This window comes from Streptomyces sp. NPDC019937, assembly GCF_040631655.1.
Taxonomy (GTDB): domain Bacteria; phylum Actinomycetota; class Actinomycetes; order Streptomycetales; family Streptomycetaceae; genus Streptomyces.
In genome coordinates, this window is the sequence record NZ_JBEYAL010000025.1 from 95,961 (window position 1) to 113,135 (window position 17,175).

At 72.0% G+C, this 17,175-nt stretch carries 14 protein-coding genes; all 14 read left to right on the forward strand.

Features of this window, described 5'->3' with window-relative positions:
* The first annotated feature begins 1 nt into the window (after position 1).
* The 14 genes from ABZ562_RS24875 to rfbC are packed head-to-tail and all read left to right on the forward strand — an operon-like array spanning position 2 to position 17,169.
* Positions 2 to 2,197 carry a bi-domain-containing oxidoreductase gene (locus ABZ562_RS24875; RefSeq protein WP_361483656.1) on the forward strand — a complete coding sequence of 732 codons (2,196 nt, stop codon included), beginning with the start codon at positions 2 to 4 and terminating at the stop codon, positions 2,195 to 2,197.
* A complete protein-coding gene (locus tag ABZ562_RS24880) occupies positions 2,194 to 4,137 on the forward strand; it encodes an alginate lyase family protein (protein WP_361483658.1) in 1,944 nt (647 codons plus the stop codon). Before ABZ562_RS24875 ends, ABZ562_RS24880 begins: the two co-directional genes overlap by 4 nt.
* Before the next feature lie 11 nt (positions 4,138 to 4,148).
* Entirely contained in the window at positions 4,149 to 5,681 is a 1,533-nt protein-coding gene (locus ABZ562_RS24885) for a right-handed parallel beta-helix repeat-containing protein (protein WP_361483660.1), read from the forward strand.
* Between the two features lies 1 nt (position 5,682).
* Positions 5,683 to 6,918 carry an O-antigen ligase domain-containing protein gene (locus tag ABZ562_RS24890; protein ID WP_361483662.1) on the forward strand — a complete coding sequence of 412 codons (1,236 nt, stop codon included), beginning with the start codon at positions 5,683 to 5,685 and terminating at the stop codon, positions 6,916 to 6,918.
* An 11-nt stretch (positions 6,919 to 6,929) separates the two neighbouring features.
* A complete protein-coding gene (locus ABZ562_RS24895; protein ID WP_361483725.1) occupies positions 6,930 to 8,174 on the forward strand; it encodes a glycosyltransferase in 1,245 nt (414 codons plus the stop codon).
* Positions 8,171 to 9,403 (forward strand): class I SAM-dependent methyltransferase, encoded by a 1,233-nt coding sequence (locus ABZ562_RS24900; RefSeq protein ID WP_361483664.1) that lies wholly within the window; start codon positions 8,171 to 8,173, stop codon positions 9,401 to 9,403. The genes ABZ562_RS24895 and ABZ562_RS24900 overlap by 4 nt, the downstream gene beginning before the upstream one ends.
* Before the next feature lie 14 nt (positions 9,404 to 9,417).
* Positions 9,418 to 10,212, forward strand: coding sequence for a glucose-1-phosphate cytidylyltransferase (locus ABZ562_RS24905; protein WP_361483666.1), 795 nt, complete (start codon positions 9,418 to 9,420; stop codon positions 10,210 to 10,212).
* Positions 10,209 to 10,856, forward strand: coding sequence for a PIG-L family deacetylase (locus ABZ562_RS24910; RefSeq protein WP_361483668.1), 648 nt, complete (start codon positions 10,209 to 10,211; stop codon positions 10,854 to 10,856). The genes ABZ562_RS24905 and ABZ562_RS24910 overlap by 4 nt, the downstream gene beginning before the upstream one ends.
* 3 nt (positions 10,857 to 10,859) lie before the next feature.
* Positions 10,860 to 11,885 carry an SDR family oxidoreductase gene (locus ABZ562_RS24915; protein WP_361483670.1) on the forward strand — a complete coding sequence of 342 codons (1,026 nt, stop codon included), beginning with the start codon at positions 10,860 to 10,862 and terminating at the stop codon, positions 11,883 to 11,885.
* A complete protein-coding gene (locus tag ABZ562_RS24920) occupies positions 11,873 to 13,156 on the forward strand; it encodes a DUF4910 domain-containing protein (RefSeq protein WP_361483672.1) in 1,284 nt (427 codons plus the stop codon). The genes ABZ562_RS24915 and ABZ562_RS24920 overlap by 13 nt, the downstream gene beginning before the upstream one ends.
* Positions 13,153 to 14,460, forward strand: coding sequence for a hypothetical protein (locus tag ABZ562_RS24925; RefSeq protein WP_361483674.1), 1,308 nt, complete (start codon positions 13,153 to 13,155; stop codon positions 14,458 to 14,460). The genes ABZ562_RS24920 and ABZ562_RS24925 overlap by 4 nt, the downstream gene beginning before the upstream one ends.
* Entirely contained in the window at positions 14,457 to 15,404 is a 948-nt protein-coding gene (locus tag ABZ562_RS24930) for a glycosyltransferase family 2 protein (RefSeq protein WP_361483676.1), read from the forward strand. The genes ABZ562_RS24925 and ABZ562_RS24930 overlap by 4 nt, the downstream gene beginning before the upstream one ends.
* Positions 15,401 to 16,621, forward strand: coding sequence for a polysaccharide pyruvyl transferase family protein (locus ABZ562_RS24935; protein WP_361483678.1), 1,221 nt, complete (start codon positions 15,401 to 15,403; stop codon positions 16,619 to 16,621). Before ABZ562_RS24930 ends, ABZ562_RS24935 begins: the two co-directional genes overlap by 4 nt.
* Positions 16,618 to 17,169: a dTDP-4-dehydrorhamnose 3,5-epimerase gene (rfbC, locus tag ABZ562_RS24940; RefSeq protein ID WP_361483680.1), complete on the forward strand. Its 552-nt coding sequence runs from the start codon at positions 16,618 to 16,620 to the stop codon at positions 17,167 to 17,169. Before ABZ562_RS24935 ends, rfbC begins: the two co-directional genes overlap by 4 nt.
* The last annotated feature ends 6 nt before the right edge of the window (positions 17,170 to 17,175 follow it).

The following is a 17,175-nucleotide window of genomic DNA, read 5'->3' on the forward strand; positions in this document are numbered from 1 at the left end:
GGTGAAGCAGGTTGTGCAGAACTACAAGAGCGGCGAGCTGGCCCTGCTCGACGTGCCGGTGCCGGGGTGCAAGCCGGGTGGTGTGCTGGTCCGCAGCGCCTACTCGCTGATATCCACCGGGACCGAGCTGATGAAGGTGTCCGAGGCCGGCATGTCGATGGTGGGCAAGGCCCGCTCCCGGCCGGACCAGGTCGCCAAGGTCGTGCAGAGCGTGGCCACCAACGGGCTGCCCGCCACCTATCGCAAGGTGATGGGAAAGCTGGACTCCTACACGCCGCTCGGCTACTCGCTGTGCGGGGTGGTCGAGCAGGTGGGCGCCGGGATCGACGAGGTGAAGGTCGGCGACCTCGTGGCCTGCGCCGGCAACGAGCACGCGTTGCACGCCGAGCTGAACTGGGTGCCGAAGAACCTCTACGCCCGGCTGCCGGACGGCCTCGAGCCACGGCACGCGGCCTTCGGCACCGTCGGGTCGATCGCGTTGCAGGGTGTCCGCCGCGGTGAGCCACAGCTCGGCGAGGTGGCGCTGGTCATCGGCCTCGGGCTGATCGGGCAGCTGGTGGTGCAGCTGCTGGCCGCCTCCGGAGTCCGCGTCGTCGGCGCCGACCCCGACCCGGTGCGCTGCGAGCTCGCCGAGCGCCTGGGCGCGGCGGCCTGCGGCGATCCCGCCTCCGCGGCCGTGGAAACCGCCGTCGCCGAACTCACCGGCGGGCTGGGCGTGGACCAGGTGTATCTGGCCGCCGGCGGCGGCAGCAACCAGCCCGTCGAGCTGGCCGCCAGACTGAGCCGGGACCGCGGCCGCGTCGTCGACATCGGCAAGTGCCGCCTGGACCTGCCGTGGAACGCGTACTACGAGAAGGAGCTGGACGTCCGGTTCTCCCGCAGTTACGGCCCCGGGCGCTACGACCCGGAGTACGAGCTGGAGGGGCGGGACTACCCGATCGGCTACGTGCGCTGGACCGAGCGCCGCAACCTGGCGTGCTTCCTCGATCTCCTCGCCCGTGGCAGCGTCGACGTGGAGCCCCTGGTCTCCCACATAGCCGACTTCGATGACGCCGTCGAGACGTACCAGCGCCTGAAGGACGGCGACCTGAAGGCCGTGGCCGTGCTGTTCCGGTACCCCGGCCACCCCGGCCGAGCCGTGGAAACGGGGACCCCGGCGGTGGCCGTGCCCGCGGTGCGACGCGGCGGCAAAGCGTCCACCCCGGCCCGGCTCGCCAACGCGTCGGTGCGGCTGGCATTCGTCGGCGCGGGCAACTACGCGACGTCGATGCTGCTGCCGCACCTCGAACGGCGCGACGGCGTCGAACTGTCCACCGTCGTCACCACCACGGCGCTGTCCGCGGCCAACGCCAAGCGCAAGTTCGGCTTCGCCGAGGCGACCACCGATCTCGACGCCGTGCTCGGCGACCCGTCCATCGACGCGGTGTTCGTCGTCACCCGCCACAGCTCCCACGCCGAACTGACCATGAGGGCGCTGCGGGCCGGCAAGGCGGTGTTCGTGGAGAAGCCCCTGGCCCTCACCGAGGACGAGCTGGCCGGCGTCCTCGCGGCGGTGGAGGAGTCCGGCAACGACCGGCTGCAAGTGGGATTCAACCGCCGGTTCGCGCCGCTGCTGCAGGAGGCCGGAAAGCGGTTCGGCTCCCGCACCGGACCGGCGAGCCTCCGCTACCTGGTCAACGCAGGTCCCCTCGACCACGGCAGCTGGTACCTCCAGCAGGGCACCGAGGGATCGCGGTTCGCCGGCGAGGGCGGACACTTCATCGACACCGCGAGCTGGCTGCTCGGGGCCGACCCGGTCTCGGTGTACGCGGTCGCCACGTCCGGCAACGAGGACCTGCAGGTCGTGCTGCGCTACCCGGACGGCTCCACCGCCACCATCGCTTACGTCACCACCGGCGCGCCCGGCTTCCCGAAAGAGACGCTGGACCTGATCGCGGACGGCAAGGTGCTGCGGCTGGATGACTTCGTCCGCGCCACCGTGTACGACGGCCGCCGCGGCCGGTGGGTCAGTTCGCGGCTGCCCAAGGCCCGCGACAAGGGCCAGAACGCCGAGCTGGCCGCGTTCATCAAGGCCGTGCGGACCGGCGGGCCGATGCCGGTGCCGCTGCAGTCGCTGGCCGCCACCACGGCGGCCACCCTCGCCGTACGGGCCGGCCTGGCCGGCGGTGCGCCGGTGGCGTTGGCGAGGGCCCTGTGACCATGAGCGCGGGCTGGTACCTGCGGCGGCTGTCCCGGATGGGACCGCGGGAGGTCGGCGGCCGGGTGGGCGACGCGGTGCGCAGGCGGCGGTGGCGGTCGGCGCCGCCGGACTGCCCGAGCGTGACCGGCGCCCGGTTCACCGCCGCACTGCCCGCGGGGGCGATCGCCGCGGTGCCACCGGACGCCGCGAAACGCCTCATCGCCGAGGCGGACCGGCTGATGTCCGGGCACGCCGAGTACTTCGGGGTGGACCGCGACGACCTGGCCGACCCGGACTGGTGGTACGACCCCAAGACCGGGCGCCGGGCCCCGTCGGGCTACGCCTTCGACGTGCCGTACCGCGACGAGGACGCGGTCGGGGACATCAAGCAGATCTGGGAGCCGTCCCGGCACCAGTACCTCACCCAGCTCGCCGCCGCCTACGCGATCACCGGGGACGAGCGGTACGCCGAGCGCGTGGCCGAACACCTGCGGTCGTGGTGGGCGGCCAACGCGCCGCTGCGCGGAGTGCACTGGACCAGCGGCATCGAGCTGGGGATCCGGCTGCTGTCCTGGGTGTGGATCCGCCGGCTCCTCGACGGCTGGCCGGGCGCGGCCGGGCTGTTCGAGGACAACCCGGTGGCGCTGAACCAGATCTGGCACCACCAGCGCTGGCTGGCCGCCTTCCCGAGCCGGGGGTCTTCGGCGAACAACCACGTCATCGCCGAGGCCGCCGGGCAGTTCGCCGCGGCCTGCGCGTTCGGTTGGTTCCCCACCTCGGCGCGCTGGCGCACCGACGCGCTGCGGTCGCTGGAGCGGCATCTGCGCGGCAACACCTTCGGCTCCGGCCTCAACCGCGAACTGGCCACCGAGTATCACGGACTGGTGCTGGAGCTGGGTCTCGCCGCGGTGGCCGAGGCGGACGCCGCCGGCGTGCCGGTCCCCGCGACGGTCCGCCTGGTGCTGCTGCGGATGACCGACGCGCTCGCGGCCATCGTGGACGGCCGGCTGCGGCCACCGCGCCAGGGGGACGCCGACGACGGGTACGGCCTGGTCGTGGACGGCGCGGGCACCGACCGCTGGGGCTCGCTGCTGGCCACCGGGGACGCCGCGTTCGGCCGCCTCGCCTGGTGGCCGGCGGTGACCGGAACCGATGTGCGCACCCCGCTGCTGGCCGCGTTCATCAAACCCACTGAACCGTCCGTGGCCCGCCCTCGGAGCCGACCGGGCCACTTCGCCGACGCGGGGCTCACCATCCTGCGCGGTCCGCAGGAGATCTGGTGCCGCTGCGACGGTGGTCCGCACGGCTTCCTGTCCATCGCCGCGCACGCCCACGCGGACGCCCTGTCCGTGGAGGTCCGGCACGACGGAGTCGACGTACTCGCCGACCCGGGGACGTACTGCTACCACGGGCAGCCCGAGTGGCGGCAGTACTTCCGGTCGACCCTCGGCCACAACACCCTCCAACTCGACGGCGATGACCAGTCCGTCTCCGGCGGCCCGTTCCTGTGGACCCGGCATGCCGAGAGCCGCGTCCTGGTCGCCGACCCATCCGGCGACGGCGTGGCCCGCTGGTGTGCCGAGCACGACGGCTACCAGGGCTCCGTGCACCGCCGCCGGGTGGAGCTGACGGCCGCGAGCCAGGAGCTGAGGGTGGTCGACGAGGTGCGCGGCCCGCGCCGTGCCGTACGCCTGGCGTTCCACCTCGGCCCGACGATCGCCGCGGACCTGGTGGACCACCGGGCACGGCTCACCTGGACCCGGGACGGCGAGGACCGCTCCGCCGTACTCGACCTGCCCGGGCAGCTGACCTGGCGGGCACACCGCGGCGAGACCGATCCGCCGCTGGGCTGGTACTCCGCCGGCTTCGGACGCAAGGAACCCACCACCACGCTGGTCGGCACCGGCTTCGCCGACGGCGTGCGGGGGTTCACCACCGTACTCAGGTTCCACGGCTAGAGGGGGGAGGCGTGGTGATCAAGTGGCGGACGTGGGCGTTACCGCCGGCGCTGGTGGCTGTGCTGGCGGCGACCGGCTGTGTGAACACGTCGGGCGCCGGTGCGAACCCGACCGCCGTGCCCACCACGCCCGGGGCGCGGTCCACGTCGCTGGCCCGGGTGTGCGCCAAGCCCACGCCCGGGCCGGCGAAGGCGCCGGCGGGCGCGGTGACGGTCGACCCCGCGGTGGCCGGTGACCTGGCCGCGAAGACCAAGAGCAGCCCCCCGCACACCACGTTCTGGCTTCGGCCGGGCAAGCACAGGCTCCAGCCGGACCGCTACGCCCAGGTCATCCCCAAGAAGGGGGACACCTACCTCGGCGCGCCGGGTGCGGTGCTCGACGGCCGGAAGACCAACCAGTACGCGTTCGGCGGCACCGCCCGCGACGTCACCATCCGCTACCTGACCGTGCGGGGATTCGTCGCGCCGCAGAACGAGGGCGTGGTCAACCATGACTCGGCCGACGGGTGGGTGATCGAGCACGCGACCATCCAGGACAACTCCGGTGCCGGGCTGATGGCCGGCGCCCGCCAGCGGGTCCGCGCCAGCTGCCTGCGCGGCAACGGCCAGTACGGCATGAACGCGTACAAGACCACCGGCCGTATCAGCGGCCTGGTGGTCGAGGGCAACGAGATCGTGGGCAACAACACCGACGACTGGGAGCGGCGGCGCAAGGGCTGCGGCTGCACCGGAGGCATCAAGTTCTGGGCCGTCAACGGGGCCGACGTACGCGGCAACTGGGTGCACGACAACCGTGGCACCGGACTGTGGGCGGACACCAACAACAACGACTTCCGCATCGAGGACAACGTGCTCGAGGCCAACGACGGTGCCGCGCTGATCTACGAGACCAGCTACAACGCCGTCATCCGCAAGAACACGATCCGGCGGAACAACTGGGTCGAGGGCCGCAAGGCAGCCGACCGCGGCGACAGCTTCCCGCTCGCGACCATCTACCTGTCCGAATCCGGTGGCGAACCACGGATCAAAGCCCGCACCGACAAGATCGAGATCTACCGGAACGCGCTGGAGAACAACTGGTCCGGGATCACCCTGTGGGAAAACGCCGACCGGTTCTGCAACAGCCCGGCCAACACCTCCTCCGGTGACTGCACCTTGCTGGTCCGGGACACCGGCCGCTGCGCGAGACCGGCCATCGCCACCGCACCGCTCTACGCCGACTGCCGCTGGAAGACCCAGCGGGTGGACATCCACGACAACCGCTTCGTGCTGGACACGTCCGTCGTCACCTGCACGGTGAAGTGCGACCGCATGGCGATGCTGGCCAACTACGGCACCTATCCGGACTGGTCGCCGTACCAGGGCGAAGGGGTGGCCGAGGCGATCACCACCAAGCAGCACAACCGCTGGCACGACAACGTCTACATCGGACCATGGAAGTTCGTCGCCCACGACCCGAGCCGGGTGCTCGACTTCGGGCAGTGGCAGGTCACGCCGTACCAGCAGGACGCGGGCAGCACCCTCCGCGCACGGGACGGCGGTTGAGATGGGCGGGGGTCACACACCGAAGATCGTCGGGACGGTCTGGGGGCTGCTGGTCCTCAACACCCTCGGCTCCGCCGGGGCGAAGACCATCGTCCCGCTGCCCCGCTCCCTCATCCAGATGGCCACCATGGGCGCGCTGGTCGCCGCGTTCGCACTGGCGCTCGCGGTCAATCCACGGCTGCGCATCCGGGCCAGTGCGTACGTGTTCCTGCTCACCCTGCTCCTGGTGACGAGCGTGATCTCCAGCGCACACCTGGAGTCCGGGTTCGGCGCGCTGTTCCGCTGCTTCCGGCTGGCCCTCTTCGTCGGCACACTGTGGCTGCTCAGCCGCTGGTGGGACGGCGGCCTGACGTTCGTCCGGCACCACATCCGGATGTACTTCGCGGTGCTCGGCTCGGTGGCCGCCGGCCTGCTCATCTCACCGGGCGCGGCCCTGCCCGACCTCTACGGCGGGCGGCTGGTCGGCGCGCTGTGGCCGCTCACCCCGCCGCAGATCGGACAGTACGCCGCGGTGATCATCGGGCTCACCGTGCTGCTCGTCCTGGGCCGCCGGACCGACAGGACGAGCGCGGCGCTGGTCATCGTGCCGTCACTCGTCCTGCTCGCGCTGACCCATACCCGGACGGCCACCCTCGGCCTGTTCGCCGGCCTGGCGTTGGCGATCGGCTCGCTCCTCCTCACCAGCGGCGCGGCCCGCCGCTTCTTCACCTGGGCGGTGCTGTGCGCCACGGTGGCCGCGGTGGGGTTCGCCTCCGTGCTCCAGGCGTGGTTCCTGCGCGGACAGACCAAGGAGAACTTCTCCAGCCTCACCGGCCGGGCCAAGGTCTGGGACGCCCTGCTGGCCGCGCCACGGACGGCGGAGGAGAAGCTGTTCGGCGTGGGCCTGGGCGACAAGTCGTTCGGCGGGCTGCCGATCGACAACAGCTGGCTGGCCGTCTACAACGAGCAGGGTCTGGCCGGCGTCACCCTGGTCGCGGCGATCATCATCGTGCTGGGCGGCGTCGCGTTGCTGCGGCCACCATCGCTGCAGAGGGCCTGCGCGATCTTCCTGATCAGCTACTGCGCGATCGCGTCGTACACCGAGGCCGGTCTCGGCGACGCCTCGCCGTATCTGCTGCACCTGGCCCTGGCCGCCTCGCTGCTGGTGGCGCCTGCTGAGGCCGCCCCTCTCGCGACGCCCGACGTCGCCCGACGACACATCCCGCGCTGGGCCCGGGCTCGAACGGAGGTTCCTTGAGCATGCACGACATGCGTGTGCTGGTAGTACACAACCGCTACGCCTCGGCGCAGCCGAGCGGGGAGAACAAGGTCGTCGACCAGGAGGTGGAGCTGCTGCGCGCGGCCGGCCACCGGGTCGAGGTGTTCGAGCGGCGCAGCGACGACATCGCCGCCATGTCCCTCCTCGCCAAGGCCGCGGTGCCCCTGCGGGTGCCCTGGAACCCGGCGGTCCGCGCGGAGCTGGCCGCCCGGCTGCGCACCGAGCGGCCGGACGTGGTCCACGTCCACAACGTCTTCCCGCTCCTGTCGCCCGCGGTGCTCGCCGCCTGCGCAGACGCCGGCGTGCCCGCCGTCGCCACGCTGCACAACTACACCCAGGTGTGCCCGCCCGGCACGCTGCAGCGGGACGGCCGGCCGTGCACCGAGTGCGTCGGGTCGGCGGCGCCGCTGCCCGCCGTCCGGCACGGCTGCTACCGCGGCTCCCGCCTGGCGACGGTGCCGCTTGCGGTCAGCCTGTCGGCCAACCGGCGGCGATGGTGGTCCGGCGTGGAGCGGTTCTTCTGCATCTCCGCGGCGCAGCGCGACGTCCTGGTGCGGGCCGGTATGCCGGCCGAGCGGCTGGCGGTGAAGCACAACTTCGTGCCCGACCCGGGCGCCCGCCGAGAGGGCGGGGGAGAGCATCTGCTCTATCTCGGCCGGCTCGCGGAGGCCAAGGGCGTAACGCTGCTCATGGCCGCGTGGGACGAGCTCGCGGCGGACGGCGGTGTGGGCGCACCGCTCGTGATCGCCGGCGCGGGGCCATTGGAGGCAGAGGTGACCGCCTGGGCGGCGGGCCGGGACGACGTGGCGTTCGTCGGCCTGCTGGACCCGGCGGAGTGCGCCGAGACCATCGCGCGATCAATCGCCGTGGTGGCTCCCTCGACGTGGCTGGAGGCGTTCGGCCTGGTGGTCGTGGAGGCGATGGCGGCCGGGGTGCCGGTCGTCGCCGCCGGCCACGGCGCCTTCGTCGAACTCGTCGAGGACGGCGTGACCGGGCTGCTGCACCGGCCGGGCGAGACCGCCTCGCTCGCGGCCCGCATACGCCGGATCACGGCCGAGCCGGCCCTGGGCCGGGAGATGGGCCGGGCGGCCCGGCGCCGTTACGAACAGGGCTTCAGCCCGGCCGTCGGGCTGGAGCGCCTGGTGGAGGAGTACCGCACCGCGATCGCGGGTCGGTCAGCACTGACTCGCGGCGGGGACTCCCGCCCGAGCAGGGGGGATGGGGACAGTAGATGACACGATGCCGACTGTGCGGCTCGGAAGCGATGGCGAGCGTGGTCGACCTCGGGGCGACGCCACCATGTGAGAGCTTTCTCGCCGCGGACCAACTGGACCAGCCGGAACCTGCGTACCCGCTGCACCTGCGGGTCTGCACCGATTGCTGGCTGGCGCAGATCCCGCCACTGATCACGCCGGAGGAGACGTTCAAGGAGTACGCGTACTTCTCCTCGTACTCGACGTCCTGGGTGGAGCACGCGCGCACGTTCGTCACCGACGCCGCGGCGCGCCTCGGTCTCGGCGCCGACGCCTTCGTCGTCGAGGTCGCGAGCAACGACGGATACCTGCTGCGACACGTGGTGGACCGGGGGATCCGCTGCCTCGGCATCGAGCCGTCGGTGAACGTCGGCGCCGCGGCGCGGGACGCGGGGGTGCCCACGCTCACGGAGTTCCTGTCCCCCAACACCGGCGCGGCCGTCCGCGCCGAGCACGGCCCGGCGAACCTGGTCGTGGCCAACAACGTGTACGCGCACATCCCCGACGTGGTCGGCTTCACCCAGGGGCTGCGCGCCCTGGTCGCCGACGACGGCTGGGTCTCCATCGAGGTGCAGCACCTGCTGACCCTGATCGAGGAGAACCAGTACGACACGATCTACCACGAGCACTTCCAGTACTACACGGTCGCCTCCGCGATCCGGGCGCTGGCGAGCGGCGGACTCACGCTCGTGGACGTCGAGCTGCTGCCCACGCACGGCGGCTCCATCCGGCTGTGGGCCCGGCCCACCGAGGCGGCCGGCGAGCCGACGCAGCACGTGGCTGACGTACTGGCCCGGGAGAAGGCCGCCGGGCTGCAGGAGCTGTCCGGGTACACCGAGTTCTCCGCCCGGGTGGCCAAGGTGCGCCGGGATCTGCTGCGGTTCCTCATCACAGCGGCCGAGCGCGGCGAGAAGGTCGTCGGCTACGGCGCCCCGGGCAAGGGCAACACCCTGCTCAACCACTGTGGCATCCGGCCCGACCTGCTCCCGTACACGGTCGACCGCAACCCCTACAAGCACGGCAGGTACACCCCGGGCACCCGCATCCCGATCCTGCCGCCCGAGCGGATAGCCGAAGACAAGCCGGACTACGTGCTCGTCCTCCCGTGGAACCTGCGGGCCGAACTGGTCGAGCAGCTGTCCTTCGTACACGACTGGGGCGGCCGGCTGGTCTTTCCCATCCCGGAACTGAGCATTGTCGAGGCCGCGTAGTGAAAGGGCACAGCATGAAGGTCGTTCTGTTCTGCGGCGGTTACGGGATGCGGATGCGCAGCGGTGCCGCGGACGACGTGCCCAAGCCGATGGCGATGGTCGGCCCCAGGCCGCTGATCTGGCACGTCATGCGCTACTACGCGCACTTCGGGCACACGGAGTTCATCCTGTGCCTCGGATACGGGGCCCACCACATCAAGGACTTCTTCCTCAACTACGAGGAGACGACGTCCAACGACTTCGTACTGCGAGGCGGGCGGACCGAGCTGCTGTCCACCGACATCTCGGACTGGACGATCACGTTCGTGCAGACCGGCGTCGAGTCGCCGATCGGGGAGCGGCTGCGCCGGGTGCGCCACCACCTGGACGGCGACGAGATGTTCCTCGCCAACTACGCCGACGTCCTCACCGACGCCCCGCTGCCGGAGATGATCGACCGGTTCGCCGCACGCGACGCCGGTGCGTCGATGATGGTGGTGCCGCCGCAGTCCTCCTTCCACTGCGTGGAGTTGGGCGAGGACGGCCTGGTGGGCGGCATCACCGCGGTGAGCGAACTGCCGCTGTGGGAGAACGGCGGCTACTTCGTGCTCCGCCAGGAGGTCTTCGACCACATCCCGGAAAACGGCGACCTGGTCGCCGACGGATGCGCCCAACTGGCCAAGCAAGGCCGTCTGGTGGCGCACCAGCACCGCGGCTTCTGGAAGCCGACCGACACCGTCAAGGAGCGGGCCGCCCTCGACGCCGCCTACGCCCGGGGCGACCGGCCCTGGGCCGTGTGGGAACGGGACAACGCCGGGGTGGGCGCGTGATCCGGCTCGGGGCAGGGCCCCCGGAGCGGATCGTCGCCGTGGGCGCGCACTGCGACGACATCGCCATCGGCGCCGGCGGCACACTGCTCGCCATGTGCCTCGCGCGGCCCGGTCTCCGAATCGACGCGCTGGTCCTCTCCGGCGGCGGTGGCGAACGCGAGCAGGAGGAGCGGGCCGCGCTCGCCGCCTTCTGCCCCGGCGCCGACCTGCGGCTTACCGTGCACAAGCTGCCGGACGGCCATCTGCCCGCGCACTGGGAAGAGGCCAAGGCCGCCCTCGAGGAACTGCGCGCGCGGACCGACCCGGATCTGATCCTGGCCCCACGCACCGACGACGCGCACCAGGACCACCGCGGCCTGGCGCGGCTGATACCCACCGCCTTCCGCGACCACCTCGTCCTCGGCTACGAGATCGTCAAGTGGGACGGCGACCTCGGCCGCCCCGCGGCGTACCAGCCACTGTCGACGGAGATCGCCGAACAGAAGGTGCGGCTGCTGCAGGAGCACTACCCCTCGCAGCGGCACCGGCCCTGGTACGACCGGGAGGCCTTCCTCGGCCTCGCGCGGATCCGCGGCATCGAATGCCACGAGGCTTACGCCGAAGCGTTCGCCGTCACCAAACTCACGCTCAACCTGGGGGGTTGAACCATGCGCGTACTGCTGACCGGACACCAGGGCTACCTGGGAACCGTCATGGCCCCGGTCCTCGCCGCCGCCGGGCACGAGGTCGTCGGCCTCGACTCCGGCCTGTTCGCCGACTGCGTGCTGGGCCCGGCTCCCGCGGACCCGCGGGGACATCGGGTGGACCTGCGCGACGTCACGGCCGAACACGTGGCCGGGGTCGACGCCGTGATCCACCTGGCCGCCCTCTCCAACGACCCGCTGGGATCACTGGCGCCGCAGCTCACCCACGACATCAACCACCACGCCTCCGTGCGGCTGGCCCGGCTGGCCCGCGACGCCGGAGTGCGGCGCTTCCTGTACGCGTCGACCTGCTCGGTCTACGGCGCCGCCGGCGGCGAGGACCTGGTGGCCGAGGACGCCCCGCTGCGCCCGGTGACGCCGTACGCGGAGTCCAAGGTGCGGGTGGAGGACGACCTGCACGACCTGGCCGACGGCGACTTCAGCCCGGTGTTCATGCGCAACGCCACCGCCTTCGGCTACTCGCCCCGGCTGCGTGCCGACATCGTGCTGAACAACCTGGTGGGCCACGCCCTGCTGTCCGGCGAGGTGCTGGTGCTCTCCGACGGCACCCCCTGGCGGCCGCTGGTGCACGCCGCCGACATCGCACGGGCCTTCACGGCCGCGCTGACCGCGCCCCGCGAAGCGGTGCACGACCGGGCGTTCAACATCGGCAGCGAGACCAACAACGTCACGGTCGCAGAGATCGCCGGGCAGGTCGCCGAGGCGGTGGCCGGCGCCAAGGTGGTGATCACCGGGGAGACCGGTGCCGATCCGCGGTCGTACCGGGTGGACTTCTCCCGCTTCCGCGCCGCGATACCCGGCTTCGACTGCGAGTGGACGGTGAAACAGGGCGCGCTCGAACTCGCCGACGCCTACCGGAACCACGGGCTGACCCGGGAGGACTTCGAGCAGCGCTTCACCCGCCTCGCCGTGCTGCGCGCGGCCTCCGACGCCGGCACCGTCGACGGCACCCTGCGGTGGCGCCGATGACCCAGCCCGGCGAAGAGATGCACGCCCTGGTGGAGCGGCTGTACCCGCTCTGCCGGAGCATCACCGGCGACGGTGTGCGCACCACCCTGGACATCGTCGGCGAGTACATTCCGCTGCAGGTGCACGAGGTACCGACCGGGACCCAGGTGCTCGACTGGACGGTGCCGCAGGAGTGGAACATCCGCGACGCGTACATCGCCGACAGCACCGGCCACCGGGTCGTCGACTTCGCCGAGTCCAGCCTGCACGTGCTCGGCTACAGCGTGCCGGTGTCGGCGACGATGCCGCTGGCCGAGCTGCGCCCGCACCTGCACACCCTGCCCGAACAGCCGTCCTGGGTGCCGTACCGCACCAGCTACTACAAGCCGGAGTGGGGCTTCTGCCTGGCCCAGGACACCTTGGACGCGATGCCGGACGGCGAGTACGAGGTGGTCATCGACTCCACCCTCGCCGACGGCCACCTCACCTACGCCGAGCACGTCGTCCCCGGGCAGGTGGCCGACGAGGTGATCGTCTCCTGCCACGTCTGCCACCCGTCGCTGGCCAACGACAACATGGCCGGTGTCGCGGTGGCGACGTTCCTGGCGCGGGCGCTGGCGCAGCGGACGCCGTACTACACCTACCGGTTCATCTTCGCGCCCGGCACCATCGGGGCGATCACCTGGCTGGCCCGCAACGCGGAGCGGGTGGAGCGGGTCAAACACGGCGTCGTGCTGGCCTGCGCCGGCGACCCGGGCCAGTTGACGTACAAGCAGAGCAGACGCGGAGACGCGGAGATCGACCGGGTGATGCAGCACGTCCTGACCGCATCCGAACGGCCGCACCACGTCACCGAGTTCACTCCGTACGGCTACGACGAACGGCAGTACTGCTCGCCCGGGTTCAACCTCGGCGTCGGCTCGCTCACCCGGACCCCGTACGCCGGTTACCCCGAGTATCACACCTCGGCGGACAACCTGGACTTCGTCTCCCCGGAGGCGATGGCGGACACCCTCGCGGTCTGCCGCGAGGCGTTCGGCGTCCTGGACCGCAACCGTCAGTACGTCAACCTCAGCCCGTACGGCGAACCGCAGTTGGGGCGGCGCGGGTTGTACGACGCGCTCGGCGGCCGCAGCGACACCAAGCAGGCCCAGATGGCCATGCTCTGGGTGCTCAACCTCTCCGACGGCGAGCACAGTCTGCTCGACGTCGCCGAGCGGTCCGGGCTGCCGTTCGACACCGTCGCCGACGCGGCCGGTGCCCTGCACGAGGCCGGGTTGATCAAGACATGACGTCGATGCCCGTCGAGGGGGAGAGCGCGCAGACCACGGCGCGACCGGCCGGATCCGCCAGGCGGGCCCTGGTCGGCCGGCTGTCGTGGGGACTGGCCGACCAGGCGGCCTCCAGCATCAGCAACTTCGTGGTGGGCATCTACGTGGCCCGCTCGCTGGGAGTGACCGCGTTCGGCGTGTTCAGCCTGGCCTGGGTGACCTACGGCGTGGTGCTCAATGTCTCGCGCGGCCTGTCCACCGACCCGCTCGTGGTGCGCTTCAGCGGCGTGCCGGAAGCGAACTGGCGCGGGGCGGTGGCCCGTTCGACGGGTACGGCACTCGGTGTCGGTACCGCCATAGGGGCGCTGTCCCTGGCGGCCGGACTGGCGCTCGGCGGTCGGCTGGGGCCCGCGTTCGTCTGCCTGGGCGTCATGCTGCCGGGGCTGCTGCTGCAGGACGCCTGGCGGTTCTCGTTCTTCGCCGCCGGCGCCGGGCGCAAGGCCTTCCTCAACGACGTCGTGTGGTGCGTGGCACTCGTCCCGGCCATGGTGGTGGCGGCCCACGTGGGCAGCGTGGCCGCCTTCGTGCTGGCCTGGGGCGCGTCCGCCGCGGTGGCCGCCGCGTACGGCTGCCTCCAGTCCGGAATCCGGCCCCGGATGACCGAGGCACGCGGGTGGCTGCGCGAGCAGCGCGATCTCGGCTACCGGTACCTGGTCGAGAACGTCAGCCTCAGCGGCGCCAGCCAGCTGCGGGCCTACGGGCTCGGCGCGATCGCCGGGGTCGGGGCGGTGGGCGCGGTGCGGGGTGCCGAGCTCCTGATGGGCCCCTTCCTCGCCGTACTGATGGGCCTTTCGCTGGTCACCGTCCCGGAGGCGGCACGGGTGCTGCGGCAGTCCCCGCACCGCCTCGGCACGTTCTGTCTCCTGCTGGGCGGCGGACAGGCCGCCGCCGCGCTGCTGTGGGGCGGGTCGCTGCTCCTGCTGCCGAACCGGTTCGGCGATCTGGTGCTCGGCGACGTCTGGCACTCCGCCTCGCAGCTCATCGCGGCGATCACCTTCAGTGTCGCGGGCGCGGGCCTCGGCACCGGCGCGGCGGCCGGGCTGCGCGCGCTCGGCGCCGCCCGGCGCAGCCTGCGCTGCCAGCTGTTCGCCTCCGCCTGCTACGTCGGCGGCGGGCTCGGCGGCGCGGCCGTCGCCGACACGGTCGGCTCGGCCTGGGGCGTCGCCGCCGCGACCGTCAGCGGCTCGGCCGTGTGGTGGCTGCACCTGCGGTCCGCCCTGCGCGAGCGCGACCACAACTCCGTTCCCGAAGTGAGGACGCCATGACCGCCCATCCCAGGCTGAGCATCGGCCTGCCCGTGTACAACGGCGAGGAGTACCTCGCCGAGTCGCTCGACGCCCTGCTCGGACAGACCTACGAGGACTTCGAGCTGGTCATCTCCGACAACGCCTCGACCGACGGAACCGAGGACATCTGCCGCAAGTACGCCGCGCAGGACTCCCGCATCCGGTACATCCGGCTGCTCCGGAACGTCGGCGCCACGCCGAACCACAATTACGTGTTCACCCAGTGCCGCGGCGAGCTGTTCAAGTGGGCCTCGCACGACGACCTGTACGCCCGCGACCTGCTGCGGCGCTGCGTCGAGGCGCTGGACGAGCAGCCCGACGTGATCCTCGCCCACGCCGACCAGGCGGTCATCGACGGCGACGGCCAGGTGAAGGTCCCCTACGAATACACGCTCGCCACCGACTCACCACGCCCGCCGGAGCGCTTCCGCAGCCTGCTGTTCGAGCCGGGCGGCGACGACTTCTACGGCGTGATGCGGGCCGACATGCTGCGCCGGGTCAAGCCGCTCGACAGCTACCACCACGCGGACCGCACGTTCGTCGCCGAGATCACCCTGCACGGGCGCTTCCACCAGGTGCCGGAGCTGCTGTACTTCCGCCGCGACCACCCCACCCGCGCCGAGCGGGCCAACCCCTCCAAGCGCGCCCGCTGCGTGAACCTGGACCCGCGCCGGGCGGGCCCGCTGCACCCGACGCCCCGGCTGCTCGGCGAGTACATCTGGGGCTTCGCCTCGGCGATCCGGAGGGCGCCGTTGTCCCCGGCCGACCGCCGCGCCTGCTACCGCCACCTGGCCGCATGGATGACCAGCCGGGTCCGGCCGGGTGCCGGTGAGCGGGTCGAGGACCGTGCACCCGTCGACCCGGCCGCGCTCACCGTCTCCGTCGACGCCCTCGTGGCCGGCCGTGAGGGGAGGCGGGCATGAGGACGGCGACACGTGTGGGGGTGTTCGGCCTCCTGGGCTCCGGCAACCTCGGCAACGACGGATCACTCGAGGCCGTCCTCGGATACCTCCGCGCCGAGCACCCGGAGGCGGCCGTGGACGCGCTGTGCGGCGGCCCCGAGGCGGTGACGGCCCGGTTCGGGATCCCCGCGACGCGGCTGCACTGGAACCGCGCGGAGTACCGGACCGCGTCACGTGCGGGCGCGATCGCGGGCAAGGGCCTGGGCAAACTGGTCGACGTCTTCCGCACCGCCGCCTGGGTGCGCCGGCACGACGTGGTGATCGTGCCGGGCATGGGCGTCCTGGAGGCCACGCTGCCGCTGCGGCCGTGGGGCTTCCCGTACGCGCTGTTCCTGCTCTGCGCGAGTGGCCGGCTGCTCGGCACCCGGGTCGCGCTGGTCAGCGTCGGTGCCGCCGAGATCCGCAACCGGCCCACCCGGGCCCTGGTGCGCTGGTCGGCGCGGCTGGCCGCGTACCGCTCCTACCGGGACGCGCAGAGCCGTGACGCGATGCGGGCCATGGGCGTGGACACCGCGCGCGACGAGGTCTACCCCGACCTCGCCTTCTCCCTGCCGACGCCGCAGGCGAACGCGCCCACGGGCCCGCCGGGCCTGGTCTGCCTCGGCGTCATGGACTTCCATGGCGGCAACGACGACCGCGCCCGGGCCGACGAGATCCACCGGCGCTACCTCGACGGCACGATCCGGTTCGTCCGCACGCTGGTCGAGGAGGGCAGACCGGTCCGGCTCCTCACCGGCGACCAGTGCGACGTGGCGGTGGTCGAGGCGATCCTCGACGCGGTCGACTCGCCGCTGGTCACCGCCGCCGAACCGGCCTCACTGGCCGACCTGATGAACGAGATGGCGGCCGCCGACACCGTGGTGGCCGTCCGCTACCACAACCTGATCTGCGCGCTGAAGACCGGCACCCCGGTGCTCGCCCTCAGCTACGCGGCCAAGAGCGACGCGCTCATGGACCGGATGGGCCTCGGCGCGTTCTGCCACCCGGCGCGCGAGGTCGACGCCGACCGGCTGCTCGAGCAGTTCCGGGCGCTGGAGAAGCGATCGGCGGAGCTACGGCAGACCCTCACCGAGCGAAACCGGGTCGCCGCACAACAACTCGCTTCCCAATTCACCGCCTTGACCACGACCCTGTTCCCGGCGAACGACCACGCCCACGTCCCACGGAAGGCTCCATGAAAGCGACCGAAATCCCGGAGATCACCGGCGCGTACCTGTTCGAGCCGACGCCGTACGCCGACGAACGCGGCTTCTTCTGCCGCACCTTCGACGCCGAGGTGATCCGCTCGGTGGGCCTCGACCCGCACGCCTTCGTCCAGGACAGCGTCTCCCGCTCGGTCCGGGGCGTGCTGCGCGGCCTCCACCTGCGCTCCGGCGCCGGCGAGGCCAAGCTGGTGCGGTGCTCGTACGGGCAGATCTTCGACGTCGTCGTGGACCTGCGCCCGGGCTCGCCGACCTACCGGGGCCGGGCCTTCTTCGAACTGTCCGGCGAGACGCAGAGGACCCTGTACATCCCGGCGGGCTGCGCCCACGGTTTCCAGGCGCTGACCGACACCGCCGACACCTCGTACCGCATCGACCGCCCGCACGACCCGGCCGAGGACGTGACGATCGCCTTCGACGACCCCGAGCTCGCCATACCCTGGCCACTGCCGGTCACCTCGATGTCCCAGCGGGACCGGGAGGCACCGAGCCTCGCCGAGGTCCTGAAGCACAAGGAAGGGTGAAGCCGG